Origin of the sequence: Flavobacterium sp., assembly GCF_039930565.1 — a bacterium.
GTDB lineage: Bacteria > Bacteroidota > Bacteroidia > Flavobacteriales > Flavobacteriaceae > Flavobacterium.
Genome location: NZ_JBDTTP010000037.1, coordinates 24,264 through 39,059, shown reverse-complemented (window position 1 = coordinate 39,059; position 14,796 = coordinate 24,264). Strand labels below are relative to the sequence as shown.

The 14,796-nt window shown below is 34.0% G+C and carries 14 protein-coding genes; all 14 read left to right on the top strand.

The window, feature by feature from the left end; all coding sequences use genetic code 11:
* On the top strand, positions 1-192 hold a 192-nt coding region (locus ABI657_RS10870), incomplete at its 5' end, for a phosphopantetheine-binding protein (protein WP_348097281.1).
* A gap of 109 nt (positions 193-301) precedes the next feature.
* Positions 302-1,501: a beta-ketoacyl-[acyl-carrier-protein] synthase family protein gene (locus ABI657_RS10865; RefSeq protein ID WP_348097280.1), complete on the top strand. Its 1,200-nt coding sequence runs from the start codon at positions 302-304 to the stop codon at positions 1,499-1,501.
* A complete protein-coding gene (locus ABI657_RS10860; protein WP_348097279.1) occupies positions 1,498-2,556 on the top strand; it encodes a beta-ketoacyl synthase N-terminal-like domain-containing protein in 1,059 nt (352 codons plus the stop codon). The genes ABI657_RS10865 and ABI657_RS10860 overlap by 4 nt, the downstream gene beginning before the upstream one ends.
* The gene (locus ABI657_RS10855; RefSeq protein WP_348097278.1) at positions 2,553-3,329 is read left to right on the top strand and encodes a polysaccharide deacetylase family protein; all 777 of its coding nucleotides are present in this window, start codon (positions 2,553-2,555) and stop codon (positions 3,327-3,329) included. The genes ABI657_RS10860 and ABI657_RS10855 overlap by 4 nt, the downstream gene beginning before the upstream one ends.
* The gene (locus ABI657_RS10850) at positions 3,319-3,954 is read left to right on the top strand and encodes an outer membrane lipoprotein carrier protein LolA (RefSeq protein ID WP_348097277.1); all 636 of its coding nucleotides are present in this window, start codon (positions 3,319-3,321) and stop codon (positions 3,952-3,954) included. Before ABI657_RS10855 ends, ABI657_RS10850 begins: the two co-directional genes overlap by 11 nt.
* Positions 3,920-4,555: a hypothetical protein gene (locus ABI657_RS10845; RefSeq protein WP_348097276.1), complete on the top strand. Its 636-nt coding sequence runs from the start codon at positions 3,920-3,922 to the stop codon at positions 4,553-4,555. Before ABI657_RS10850 ends, ABI657_RS10845 begins: the two co-directional genes overlap by 35 nt.
* A 36-nt stretch (positions 4,556-4,591) precedes the next feature.
* On the top strand, positions 4,592-5,197 hold the full coding sequence (locus ABI657_RS10840; protein WP_348097275.1) for a porin family protein: 606 nt from the start codon (positions 4,592-4,594) through the stop codon (positions 5,195-5,197).
* Complete coding sequence (locus tag ABI657_RS10835) at positions 5,197-5,814, top strand: outer membrane beta-barrel protein (RefSeq protein WP_348097274.1); 618 nt, start codon at positions 5,197-5,199, stop codon at positions 5,812-5,814. Before ABI657_RS10840 ends, ABI657_RS10835 begins: the two co-directional genes overlap by 1 nt.
* Positions 5,815-5,826: 12 nt before the next feature.
* Positions 5,827-6,198, top strand: a complete 372-nt coding sequence (locus ABI657_RS10830; RefSeq protein ID WP_348097273.1) for a 3-hydroxyacyl-ACP dehydratase — start codon at positions 5,827-5,829, stop codon at positions 6,196-6,198.
* A gap of 2 nt (positions 6,199-6,200) precedes the next feature.
* Positions 6,201-6,686, top strand: coding sequence for a hypothetical protein (locus tag ABI657_RS10825; protein WP_348097272.1), 486 nt, complete (start codon positions 6,201-6,203; stop codon positions 6,684-6,686).
* A 17-nt stretch (positions 6,687-6,703) separates the two neighbouring features.
* On the top strand, positions 6,704-7,879 hold the full coding sequence (locus tag ABI657_RS10820; protein WP_348097271.1) for a DUF2062 domain-containing protein: 1,176 nt from the start codon (positions 6,704-6,706) through the stop codon (positions 7,877-7,879).
* Positions 7,880-7,925: 46 nt separating this feature from the next.
* The gene (locus ABI657_RS10815) at positions 7,926-11,624 is read left to right on the top strand and encodes a 1-acyl-sn-glycerol-3-phosphate acyltransferase (RefSeq protein ID WP_348097270.1); all 3,699 of its coding nucleotides are present in this window, start codon (positions 7,926-7,928) and stop codon (positions 11,622-11,624) included.
* Positions 11,608-13,125, top strand: coding sequence for an NAD(P)/FAD-dependent oxidoreductase (locus ABI657_RS10810; RefSeq protein ID WP_348097269.1), 1,518 nt, complete (start codon positions 11,608-11,610; stop codon positions 13,123-13,125). Before ABI657_RS10815 ends, ABI657_RS10810 begins: the two co-directional genes overlap by 17 nt.
* A gap of 8 nt (positions 13,126-13,133) precedes the next feature.
* On the top strand, positions 13,134-14,795 hold the full coding sequence (locus ABI657_RS10805; RefSeq protein WP_348097268.1) for a C45 family peptidase: 1,662 nt from the start codon (positions 13,134-13,136) through the stop codon (positions 14,793-14,795).
* The last annotated feature ends 1 nt before the right edge of the window (position 14,796 follow it).

Here is a 14,796-nt window from a genome sequence, read left to right as displayed (position 1 = left end):
ATCGAAGACATTGCTGATAACGATCCTTTGTTTGGAGACGGTTTAGGTTTAGACTCCATTGATGCATTGGAATTAATCGTGATTTTAGATAAAGATTACGGAATTAAATTAATAGATCCGAAAGAAGGAAAAACCATTTTCCAGTCGATCGAAACGATGGCGGCTTATATTAGCGCTAACAGAACTAAGTAAGACTGTTTAGAATAACTTAGAATTTTAGACAACTTAGACAAAAACTGTCTAAATGTACTTGCCAAAAAAATCTAAGGAGTCTAATATCTAATAATCTAAGAAGTCTAAAATGAAAAGTGTCGCAATAACCGGAATGGGAATTATCTCTTCGATTGGAAATTCAGTCGAAGAAAATTATATTTCGTTGATCGAAAATAAAATTGGCATTTCCAGAATCCAAAATATTCAGACCGTTCATGCTGATGTGATTAAAGTTGGTGAAATCAAAAAAACCAATGAAGAACTGGTTGCCGAATTACAGCTTTCTGAAAACAATAATTTTTCGAGAACGGCGATGATTGGCACTTTGGCTGCCAAACAGGCTGTTGAAAATGCAGGAATCACCTCTATTAACGAATTTAGAACCGGACTAATTTCTGCCACAAGTGTGGGCGGAATGGACATGACTGAAAAATATTATTATGAGTATTTCGAAAATGCGGAACTTGTAAAGTACATTTCCTGTCATGACGGTGGTGATGTTGCTGAAAAAATTGCAGGAGAACTGCGTTTAAAAGGACTGGTGACTACAATCAGCACCGCCTGTTCATCGGCTGCGAACTCAATTATGCTTGGTGCCCGATTGATCAAAAGTGGAAAATTAGATCGCGTTATTGTTGGCGGAACTGATGCTTTAGCAAAATTCACCATCAACGGATTCAAGACCTTAATGATTTTATCTGACGATTATAACAAACCTTTTGACAATAATCGTAAAGGTTTAAACTTGGGAGAGGCCGCTGCTTATTTGGTTTTAGAATCGGATGAAATGGTTCTGAAATTCAACAAAAAAGTATTGGCACGAGTTTCCGGTTACGGAAATGCCAATGATGCTTTTCATCAGACAGCTTCTTCAGAAAATGGTGATGGTGCTTATTTGGCCATGAAAAAAGCTTTTGAGATTTCAGGATTACAACCTTCTCAAATTGACTACATCAACGTTCACGGAACTGCAACACCTAACAATGATTTGTCTGAAGGAAGAGCTATAAACCGTATTTATGGTAATGAAAAAGTTCCTGATTTTAGTTCAACCAAACCTTTTACCGGACACACTTTAGCAGCTGCAGCAGCTATTGAAGCAGTTTACAGCGTTTTGGCGATTCAGCATAATGTAGTGTATCCTAATTTGAATTTTGAAACTCAAATGGAAGAATTTGATCTAAAACCTCAGACTTCCTTAAAAAATAAAACTATCGAACACGTTTTGTCTAACTCTTTTGGGTTTGGAGGAAATTGTTCTACTCTCATATTTTCAAAAAGCGAATGAAAGCATATATAAATGGAATAGGTTGTATATCTGCTCAAAAAACATTTGATACTGTTTTTTTAGAGGAGGCCGTTGTAAATACTCCTGAGAATGTATTGGCAGTTGTGGCTCCGGTTTATAAAGATTTTATTTCTCCTGTTGCTGCGAGACGAATGGCAAAAGGTGTTAAAAACGGAATCGTAGCTTCTGCTTTGGCCATGAAAGATGCGAACATCGAGAATGTGGACGCTATTATCACAGGAACTGGTTTGGGATGTATTGAAGATTCTGAAAAATTCCTGAAAAACATTCTCGACAATAACGAAGAATTTTTAACACCAACTTCCTTTATCCAATCCACACACAATACTGTTGGTGCTCAAATTGCTTTGACATTGCAATGCAAAGGATATAATTTTACGTATGTAAATGGCGCAGTTTCTTTTGAGTCGGCAATTTTGGATGCTAAAATGCAGATTGAAGAAAACGAAACGAATTCGATTTTGGTTGGCGGTGTTGACGAAACCGGCGATTACACCCTGTCGCTTTTTAAATTAGCCGGAAGAATCAAAGAAAAAAATAATGACCCTTTTGATATTTTAAATTCAACTTCAAATGGAGCAATTTACGGCGAAGGTGCTAGTTTTTTTGTTTTGGAAAATAAAAAAACAGGGACAACTTACGCTCAGATTTTAGATATTGAAATCATTAATATGCTGGAAGAAAATGAAATTGAAGCTGCAATAATTACTTTTTTGAAGGCAAATAATTTACAGATTTCAGATGTTGATGCCGTGGTTTTAGGCTTGAATGGGAATGTAAAATCTGATCTTTATTATAAGGATATTGCAGAAAACGCTTTCGCGGAAACACCTCAATTGTATTACAAACATTTAAGCGGCGAGTATGATACGGCTTCGGCTTTTGGCTTATGGATGGCTTCTAAAATAATCAAAACTCAGGATATTCCGAAAATTATCAAAGTAAATTCAGTTACAAAACCTGCTTACAACACCATTTTATTGTACAATCAGGTAAATGGAAAAAATCATAGTTTTACGTTGCTATCCAAATGATAACGCATAAAAACATCTCTATATTTTTTATCTTTTTATTGCTTTTACTGGTTCTTCTGAATCTTTATACAGCAATTAACTGGTTATGGTTTTTTGGCCTAATTTTAATCTGGCTTGGAATAAATGCGTTTGGATCAGCCCGAATTTCTTCCAATTATCATGTAAAAGCATTTTGTCATAATCCATCGGAAACTGAAAAAAAAATTGCCCTTACTTTTGATGACGGACCAACAGTTTTTACTTTGGAAGTTTTATGGCTTCTGAAAAAATACAATGCAAAAGCGACGTTTTTCTGTATTGGAAAAAATGTTGAAGCCCATCCCGAAATTATCGAAAAAATTATTTTTGAAGGACATTTGTTAGGCAATCATTCTTATAATCATTCCAAGTTTTTTGATTTTTACACTGCCAAAAAAATCACTAAAGAAATTCAAAAGACAGATAAACTTCTTGAAAAATTCACTTTAAAAAAAATAAACTTTTTTCGTCCGCCGTATGGAGTAACCACGCCTTCCGTCCGCAGGGCTTTGCAACTAACCGGGCATAACGTAATTGGATGGAATATTCGCTCAATGGATGGAGGAACAAAAAATCAAAATTTAATTTTGAATCGCATAATAAAACGGGTTTCGCCCGGTGGAATAGTACTTTTGCATGACACGGGATCACACTCGGTTTTGGTATTGGAACAGTTTTTGCAATTCCTGAAACACAACAATTATAAAGTAGTTTCTGTGGAGGAACTTTTGAAACTTAAAGCTTATGAAGACTAAATTATATATTCTCTTTTTATATGTAACCATTTCAATAACTGGCGTATTTGCTCAGGAGCAAAAAATGACGACTGCAGAAATTACTGCTTTCAAACAAGAGGTTAATGTAGTAGCCAAAAAAATCAAAACTTTAAGTACTGATTTTGTACAATACAAGCACATGGATTTTTTATCGAAAGATATTGAAACTTCCGGGAAAATGGTTTTTAAAGAACCGGCTTTGCTGCAATGGCAATATAAAAAACCATATAATTATACTATTGTTTTTAAAAACGGAAAAATCCTGATTAATGATGAAGGAAAGAAAAGTGCTGTTGATATTGGCAACAGCAAAATTTTTGGCCGTATCAATAAATTAATTGTGGGAAGCGTAAGCGGGAATATGTTTGATGATAAGGAATTTACGATTTCGTATTTTAAATTGAAGGGGCAGAATCTGGCGAAATTTATTCCGAAAGATGCAGCATTGAAAAAATACATCAAACAAATCGAACTGACTTTTGATAAAGAAGAAGCTACGGTTGTTCAGGTGAAGTTGTTAGAGTCATCTGAAGATTATACCCGAATTGTACTTAAAAACAAAGTAATCAATGCAAAAATCGACGACTCCGTTTTTACTAATTAGTTGCTTTTTAGCTCTTTTATTGGTTTCCTGTGGCTCAGTCACGAAAAATTACACGCCCAAAAAATTAGACAAAACGTCTTATGAGGTTCCGTATTTTTCAGACTCAAAAACAGATTATGTTTATAAAACAAACATCTCTGTTTATGGTAATGAATTGTCCGGAATTTTCATCGCCAAAAAAATAAACGAGACAACACACCGGATTGTTTTTACAACGGAATTCGGGAATAAATTAATGGATTTTGAAATTTCAGAAACGGATTTCAAAGTCAACTCTATTGTATCAGAATTAGATCGAAAAATTCTAATCAATACTTTAAAAGAGGATTTTAGACTGCTCCTGAAAAAGCAATATCTGATTCAGGAACAATTTGAAAATAAATCCCATGATATCTATAAGTCCGAAGATGGGAAACGGGATAATTATATTTTTCTATCCAAAAAAGATCAAAAATTGGAAAAGATCGTTCATTCTTCCAAAACAAAAGAAAAATTTACACTATTTTTCAATTCAGAAAACAATATTTTTGCTGAGAAAATTCAGATTATTCATCAAAATATCAAACTGAAAATAGAGCTTAATTATTTTAAATCAGAATAAAAACTTCAACTAATCGTAAACTTAAAACGTATCAAAATGAAAAAAATAACTTTAATTGCATTTGTTTTATTTATTGGTATTGTACAATCACAAGCTCAGGTAACGGTTAGTCCTGGACTTAGAGGTGGTTTAAATTTATCAACATTAACCAATATTGAGGATAATAATACTAAAACTGATTTTTATGTTGGTGGATTAGTAAATATTAAATTTAATAAATATTTTTCTTTACAGCCTGAGATAACGTATTCAAGACAAGGCGATGAAGGAAGGGAGTATCAGGAAAACAGCAATAATTATCGTTATGTAAATTATGAATTAAACTATTTAACACTTGTTGCAGTGGCAAAATTTAACTTTGGCGGTAAAGGTTTTCACATTTTAGGCGGTCCCTCTTTAGATTTTAAAATTGGTGATAATTACATCAACACCAATCCTGAAAATTTTGACCTTGCAATTGTTGGAGGCGTTGGTTACAGTCTGCCAAATGGTTTGACTTTTGAAGCCAGAATCAAACAAGGATTAATAGATATTTATGGTTATGACGGAGTTGAGTATGATGACAACGATTATTACTATGATGATCTTATTTTAAATCAGGTTTTCCAGATTGGTATCAGTTATACTTTTAATGTAAAATAATGGATAGAAATAAATTAGCGTTTGTACTGATTAGTTTTTTTGCTATTGCAGCTACACAAGCCCAGGTAAATTTTAAGCCTGGTTTAAGAGTGGGTTTGAGCCTTTCGACAATTTCAGAAATGCATGCTGATTACAGAACGGATTTTTACATTGGCGGTTTTGGAGAACTTAATTTAACGAAACACTACGCACTGCAGCCTGAGATAAATTTTACACGACAAGGATCTAATAATGTTGCCCGTAATTTTACCAACCCTGATACACAAGTAGAAAAAATGGAGTATCAGGATTTACAACTCGATTATCTATCGCTTTCCCTTATCAACAAATTTACTTTTGGACAGGGTTTTCAAATACAATTCGGACCTGCCCTCGATTTTATTGTACATGACAATTTAGCTTTGAGAAAAACCAGCCGTGACGTCTCTTTTGTTACGGGCCTTGCCTACCGAATGCCATCAGGTTTGGCATTTGAGTTTCGATTTAAAAAAGGCTTTTTGGATGTTTTAGACAGCGATTACTATACTAATAATTATAACAATGATTACTTTTTTGGAGATTATAATACGAATGTCAATTTTCAAATAGGTGTTTCTTATTCTTTTGATGCGAAATAAAATAATACAATTATGGTTTTAAAAGACTTTTACAGCGTACTTTCAGAAGAAAAAACTGGAGACGCTAAATATAATTTTCGTATATTAGTTAATGCCGGTCATGAGATTTTTAAAGGTCATTTTCCGGGAAACCCAATTATGCCGGGAGTCTGCATGATTCAGATTATCAAGGAACTTACAGAATCTGTAACCAAAAGTTCATTGATGATCCAGACATTGACAAATGTAAAATTCATGGCATTGATCAATCCGGAAGTTAATCCGGAATTGCGTTTGGAACTTGAAATAACAACCACAGATGATGATTTGGTAAAGGTGAAAAACACCACTTATTTTAACGATACCGTTGCACTTAAATTGAGCAATGTGTATAAAAAATTATAATTATGAAATTACTGATATCATTACTTCTATGGATAAATTTTGCCGGAACTCCAGATTTGGCTTCAATCCGAAAAATGTATGCTGATGTTGCGAAATCAGAAGCAAATGCTAAGGAATTTACAGAGAAACTTTCTGCTGTTTCAAACAACGATGATAAAATTTTAGTTGCGTACAAAGCAGCTTCTGTTTTGCTGGATTCTAAATTTGAGAAAAAAATAGGTGAAAAAATAAGTCGTTTCAAAGAAGGTGCAAAATTGCTGGAATCAATTATAAAAAGTGACCCTAATAACATTGAAATCAGAATGATACGGTTAAGTATTCAGGAAGATGTTCCCGGAATTACAGGATATAAAAAAAATATTAAGGAAGATAAAAAATTCCTGACAGAAAATTACAGTAAGCAAAATACTGCTTTAAAAGAATATCTAAAAGCATTTGTTTTGCAATCGAAAAGTTTCTCTGAAAAAGAGAGACAGTTTGTAAAGTAAGCCTACATAAAATCTAGATGAAACCTATTTTATCCCAGCAGGAACTAATTGATTCAACTTCTTTTTGTGTTATTGTACCCACCTACAATAATCAGAAAACATTAAAAAGAGTACTGGATTCTGTTTTAGATTTTACCGAAAATATTATTATTGTTAATGACGGTGCTACTGATGGAACGTTGGAAATTCTACAACAATATTCACACCTTACCCAAATTCATCATCCTAAAAATATCGGAAAAGGAAGAGCGCTCAGAAATGGATTTCGAAAAGCAATTGAAATGAAGTTCGAATATGCCATTACAATCGATTCTGATGGTCAGCATTTTGCTTCTGACATTCCGAATTTTATTGCCGAGATTCAAAAAGAACCCAATTCCTTACTGATAGGAAGCCGAAACATGACACAGGAAAATGTGCCAAAGAAAAGCAGTTTCGGGAATAAATTTTCCAACTTTTGGTTTAAGTTTGAAACCGGAATCAGTCTTGAAGACACACAATCTGGTTTTAGATTGTATCCGTTACAATTGATTCCGAAACAATTTTTTACCAATAAATTTGAGTTTGAAATTGAAGTCATTGTACGTTCGGCATGGAAAGGAATTGTTGTAAAAAACATTCCGATAAAGATTTTATATGATCCTGAAGAGCGGGTTTCGCACTTTCGCCCTTTTAAGGATTTTACCCGAATCAGCATTCTGAATACTGTTTTAGTTTTGAATGCTATTTTATATATCAAACCCCGGGATTTTTTCAGGAGAGCAAAAAAAAAAGGTTTTAAAAAATTCTTTCTTGAGGATATTTTAGAAAGTAAAGATTCTAATTTCAAGAAATCCGCTGCCATTGCATTAGGTGTTTTTATTGGAATTTCTCCTTTTTGGGGCTTTCAAACCGTGTTGCTTTTTACTTTCGCCGCTTTATTCAGGCTCAATAAAGTCATTGCTTATCTGGCCTCCAATGTGAGTTTTCCCCCTTTTATTCCTTTTCTAATTTATGGTTCCTTAAAAATGGGAAGCTATTTTGTGTCAACTGATGTACCCTTACTTTTGGACAGTTCTATTACACTTGATGATATTCAGAAAAATGCAACGCAATATATCGTTGGAAGTCTTACTTTAGCATCCGTTTCAGCGCTGACTTTTGGTCTCTTAAGTTATTTCCTTTTAACAGTTTTTAGTAAAAAACATAATTGAATAACTTTGGCAAAAAATCCTGCCTGAAAAATCTAAAATTTTAAAAATGCATCAGTATTTCTACGCCATACATCAATTTGTAAACCGACGAAAATCTTTATCGGTTGTATTGGCTGTACTGTTGCTTTTTATATTTGGATTTTTTGCTTCACGAATCAAATTTGAAGAAGACATTACCAAATTGATTCCAACCAACGACAAAGCGGATGTGACGGCAAAAGTGCTGAAACAACTCAATTTTGCTGATAAAATTACGGTTATTTTTAAAGTCGGAAAAAACGCAACAGACGAAGATTTAAAAGAAATGGCCTCCGCTTTTACCGATAGCGTTGCTCAATCCTGCAAACCGTACGTTACCGGAATTCAGGGCAAAATTGACGAAGAAAATATTCAGGAAACTATTGATTTCGTCTACCAGAATCTTCCTCTTTTCCTGGAAAATAAAGATTATGATGCGATTCAGGATAAACTTCAAAAAGACAGTATTGCCGCAACGGTTCAGGGAAATTACAAATCGATTGTTTCTCCATCCGGGTTTGTAACTAAAGATTTTATTCTGCAAGATCCTTTGGGAATTTCCTTTATCGCCTTAAAAAAATTACAGCAGCTTAATGTTGGTGATGATTTTATATTGGACAACGGTTTTGTAATGACAAAAGATAAAAAGAAATTATTGCTTTTTATCACTTCAAATCTTCCTTCAAGCGAAACAGAAAAAAATACCATTTTTGCGGCTAAGCTTAAATCAATTCAGGGAAATCTTAACCAAAAATATAAGACCAAAGCTTCTATCAGTTATTTTGGTTCCGCCCTGATTGCGGTCGCCAACGCTAATCAGATTAAAAGTGATATAATCCTGACCACAACAATTGCGATGATTACGCTGATGCTGATTTTGATTTTATTCTACAGAAAAATATTAATTCCAATTATCATTTTTATCCCAACGGTTTTTGGTGCTTTGTTTGCCGTTGCATTTTTATATTTTGTAAAGGAACAAATCTCAGCCATTTCGCTCGGAATCGGCTCTGTTTTATTGGGAATTACCATTGATTATTCTTTACACATTCTCACGCATTACAAACACAACAGCGACGTAAAAACATTGTATAAGGATATTACAATGCCGGTAATTATGAGCAGTTCGACGACAGCCGTTGCTTTTTTATGCCTGCTTTTTGTAAAATCGGATGCGTTGAATGATCTCGGGATTTTCGCAGCCGTTATCGTGATGGCTTCGGCATTTTTCTCTCTTTTGATCATTCCGCATTTGTATAAACCGAAAGAAAATAATTTTGAACACAAGAAAAATGTGATCGATAAATTGGCGCATTTTTCTTTTCATAACAATAAATTTCTGATTGGCTTTTGTGTTTTAATCACTATAGTTTGCTTTTTTACCTATAATGATGTCGGTTTCAACAATGATTTATCGCAACTGAATTTTGTTCCCAAGGAAATAAAAGCTGCAGAAAAAGAGCTGGAAGAAAGTACCAGTTTAACATCCAAAACCATTTACGTGGCTTCGTACGGAAAAAGCATGGAGGAAGTTTTGGAAAACAACAGCCGGCTTTTTCAGGATTTATCCAAAGAAAAACAACAAAATAAGATATTAAATTTTAGTTCCGTCGGCGGAATAATGCTTTCACAAAAGGAACAATTACAGAAAATTGCTAAATGGAATTCGTTCTGGGACGGCAATAAAAAACAGCTTTTGCAAGCCAGACTAATTGCCGAAGGATCAAAATTCGGATTCAAATCCACCACTTACTCACAATTTTTCGATCATTTAAATTTTAATTTTAAACCCATTTCAGCTGCTGATTATCTAAAAATACAGGCTTTGCAATTGCATGAATTTGTCACTCAAAAAGATGGTTTTTTCACAATTTCGACTTTGGTGAAAGTGACACAAAAACAACGTGATGCTTTTGTAAAATCGGCCGCAGCCAAAAATAATCTGATTGCAATCGATCGCCAGCAAATGAATGAAACGTTTTTCAGTACTTTGAAAACCGACTTTAATTCGCTTGTTAATTATTCATTTGTAGCGGTAATATTAATTTTGTTTTTCTTCTTCCGAAGAATCGAATTGGTAATTGTCAGCTGTATTCCGATTGCCTTAACGGGAATTGTAACAGCCGGAATTATGGGAATCTTTGGTATTCAGATGAACATTTTCAGTATGATTGTCTGTACGTTGATTTTTGGTCATGGTGTCGATTTTAGTATTTTCATGACCAGTGCACTTCAAAAAGAATATACCACCGGAAAAAACGAAATTGCAATTTACAGAACCTCCATAATTCTGGCAGTCATTACAACGATTTTAGGAATTGGCGCGATGATTTTTGCAAAGCATCCCGCCTTGAGATCCATTTCATCAGTTTCGTTGATAGGGGTTTTTGCTGCGTTGATTATTACGTTTATTTTCTATCCGATTCTTTTTAAATTGTTTATTTCAAATCGTTCCAAAAAAGGAAATGCTCCTTTTCAATTACGGACGTTTTTTCATGGAGTCGTCTCTTTTTTCTATTACGGAACGGGCGGGATTTTAATGTCGATTTTCAGTTTTACCATTATGCCGCTTCTCCCCATTAAGGAAAAAACAAAAATGAAAGCATTTCGATATGCGATTTCAAAATTTATGAAATCGGTTTTATATTCGAGTCCCTATCTTCATAAAAGAGTGATCAATAAATGCAATGAAAATTTCGAAAAACCAGCGATTATAATTGCCAACCATTCCTCATTTCTGGATATTCTGGCTATGGGAATGTTAAGCCCGAAAATCATTTTTCTGGTGAATGACTGGGTGTACAATTCTCCTATTTTTGGCGGAACGGTTAGAAAAGCAGGTTTTTATCCCGTATCAGAAGGTTTGGAAGGCGGAGTGGAACATTTGCGCCAAAAAATAAACGAAGGCTATTCATTAATGGTTTTTCCTGAAGGAACACGTTCAGAAAGCAATCAGGTCAATCGTTTTCACAAAGGTGCTTTTTATCTTGCTGAAGAATTCAATTTAGATATTGTCCCTATTTTAATTCATGGTGCATCAGAAGGGATTCCGAAAGGGGATTTTGTAATTCATGACAGTACTTTAACGGTTTCTATTTTAGAAAGAATCAAACCAGACAATAATACTTTTGGAAAAAATTACACAGAAAGAACCAAACAAATTGGAACTTTTTTTAAGGAAGAATTCCATAAAGTCCGTCAGGAATTAGAAGGTCCTGAATACTGGAAAAAAATGCTGATCAACAGTTATGATTACAAAGAAATTGAAATCATCAACAGCATAAAAAATAACCTGAAAACTCATTTGGATATTTATTATCATTTGAACAGCCACATTTCGGCGAAAGCCAAACTATTGCATTTATCAAATGATTACGGGCAATTGGATGTTTTATTGGCGTTGCAGGAATCACAAAGAAAAATATATTCTTATAATTCTGATGAAGAAAGACAAGATATTGCCAGAACCAATTATATCGTTAAAAAGAGAAAAATCACTTATCTGGAAAAAATTGAAATTGCGCTCGAAAATCAATATGACACGATATTAATTTCAGGTGAAAATTATAATAATGATATTGAAAAAATCGTTTCTACAATTTCCTGCATTATTCTAATTGATAATCCAGCTTTAAGAGATACTTTGATTAGTTTTGGTTTTGATTCTGTTTTGGAAGAGAATTCCATAATCATATTAAAGAAAAAAAAGGATGAAAGAGCGATATGATGTAGTGATTGTGGGCAGTGGTTTAGGCGGTTTAGTTTCGTCGATAATTCTCGCTAAAGAAGGATACAGTGTTTGCGTGCTTGAAAAAAACAATCAATATGGCGGAAATTTACAGACTTTTGTTCGTGATAAAACCATTTTTGATACGGGAATTCATTATATAGGAGGTTTGGATGAAGGGCAAAACCTGTATAAATATTTTAAATACCTGGGCATTATTGACCAGTTGAATTTAAAAAAACTGGACGAAAATGGTTTTGATATTATTTCTTTTGAAGATGATCAAAACGAATATCCACATGCTCAGGGCTACGATAATTTCGTAAAACAGTTAGAGCATTATTTTCCTGAAGAAAAGACAAATATTCAGGAATACTGTGAAAAAATAAGAACAATTTGTAATTCTTTCCCGCTCTACAATTTAGTACCGGAGGGAAAATATGATAATTCGATTTTAGAATTAAATGCCAAAACCACGATTGACGGATGCACAAAAAATGAAAAACTCAGAGCTATTTTAGGCGGTTCTAATTTTTTATATGCCGGAATTGCTGATAAATCGCCTTTTTACGTTCATGCCCTTTCGGTCAACTCCTATATTCAGAGTTCCTGGCGCTGTATTAATGGCGGAAGTCAGATTACGAAACAATTGCTTAAACAGCTAAAAAAGCACGGAGGAGAGTTTTATAAATACAAAGAAGTTACCCGTTTTAATGTTGAAAACAAAAAGGTAACTTCGGTAGAAATAAAAGATGGAACCCAACTTTCCGGCTCCTATTTTATCTCTAATATAGAACCAAAAACCACACTGAAACTAGCCGGTGAAGAGAATTTCAGGAAGTCGTTTTACAGCCGGATCCAGAGTCTGGAAGGCGTAATTTCTGCCTTTAGCCTCTATATCGTTTTTAAACCTGAAACTTTCAAATACATCAATCATAATCATTACCATTTTAAAAAAAGCAGCGAAGTCTGGACGGCTCATGAATATGATGAAGATTCATGGCCAAAAGCTTTTATGGCGTCTATGAACGCGTCAAAAAAACAGGAAGAATGGGCCGAAGGAATGACGTGTATCACCTATATGAAATATGACGATGTTGCACCCTGGATGGATACTTTTAATACAACTGCTGAAGAAAATGACAGAGGAGAAAGTTATGAAGAATTTAAGTCGAGAAAAACGGCTAAATTTTTAAATGAAATTGAATTGAAATTCCCCGGAATCAAAGATTGTATTCGTTCTGTTCATACCTCAACACCGCTTTCTTACCGCGATTACATTGGCGGTGACAAAGGCAATATGTACGGTTACGTAAAAGATTCCAACAATCCGATGAAAACACTGATCGCCTCAAAAACCAAACTGGACAATTTATATTTAACAGGGCAAAGCATCAATATGCATGGGGTATTAGGCGTGACTATTGGTGCCGTGGTCACTTGTTCAGAAATTGTGGGAAAAGAATATTTAGTAACTAAAATCAATAAAGCATCTGAATAAACAGGGGTATGAAGAATAGAATTATAATACTTTTCCTTATTGGATTTTGGCTGGTTTTCGCTTCCTGCGGCACCTCAAAATCAAAACACCATTTGCCTGATGTTACGAATTACAATATTGCAAAACCAGTTATAACAAAACAATCGGATACTGTTTTTAATTCCGGAAAAAATTCGTTTTTAAAAAACAAACAAGGTCTTTGGGAGTTGTATGTTGAAGGTGATCCGTTTGAAATTGGCCTTACAACCGGAGCCTTATCCGATTCTCTTTTGGAAAAGCAGGAAAAAATATTTTTCTCCAGAATTGAAGATATCGTTCCTTCAAAACTACAGCAAAATCTACTTCGGAATTTTTTGAAATGGTACAATCGAAAATTATATAAAAACGTACCTGAGGAATATCAGGTCGAAATTTATGGCCTTTCGCAATATACTTCTCAAAATTTTAACGATATAGCACCTCAATACCAACGCAGTTTATATCTGCATGCTGCTCACGATATTGGTCATGCCCTGCAGGATCTGGCTTTAGTAGGCTGCTCCTCTTTTGCTGCATGGGGTGAAAAGTCTGAAGATGGGAATTTAATCCTGGGGCGTAATTTTGATTTTTATGTAAATGACGCTTTCGCGGAAAATAAAATAGTGGCCTTTATAAATCCAAAAGAAGGTCATCCTTTTATGATGGTGACCTGGCCCGGAATGATTGGTGCCGTTTCCGGAATGAATAAGGAAGGCTTAACGGTAACGATTAATGCCTCCAAATCTAAAATCCCGTTAAGTGCCAAAACCCCGATTTCTATTTTGACCCGGGAAATTTTACAGCATGCCCAAAATATAGAGGAAGCTATTGCCATTGCGAAAAAAAGAAACGTTTTTGTTTCCGAATCGATTATGGTGGGAAGTGCACATGACAACAAAGCCGTTTTGATTGAAGTTTCGCCCCGGGAAATGGATGTTTATGATGTTCCCAATACAAATCAATTAATTTGTTCGAATCATTTTCAAAGCGACAATTTAAAAAATGACAACCGCAATCAATTACAAATCGCTAATAGCCATTCTGAATATCGGTTCAAAAGAATGCAGGAACTTCTTTCTGAAAAACCAAAAATTAATCCAAAAATCGCTTCCGAAATTCTTAGAAATAAAGAGGGTTTAAAAAATATTGCTTTGGGCTATGGAAACGAAAAAGCATTGAATCAGTTGATGGCACACCACGGAATTATTTTTAAACCAAAAGAAAAATTGGTTTGGGTTTCGTCAAATCCTTATCAATTAGGAGAGTTTGTCTGCTACAATTTAGATTCTATTTTTAAAGATCGAAAAACTAATTTTGCAATTTCATTCGAAGAAGAAAAACTGAATATTCCGAAAGATTTATTTTTACAAACAACTGCATTTCAAAACTATCAGAAATTTAGAATCGAAGACCATAAAATAGATGTATTTTTGAAAAATAAAACAGAAATAACATCTGATTTTATTGACAACTATAAATCCTTAAACCCGAATTATTGGATTGTATATTACAAAGCAGGATTGTATTTTTATCAAAAAAAACAGTTTCAGCTGGCTCAAAATAATTTTGAAAAAGCACTGACAAAAGAAATAACAACAGCTCCTGAAAAAGCTCGAATTGAAAAATATTTAAAAAAAATCAAAAGAAAATGAC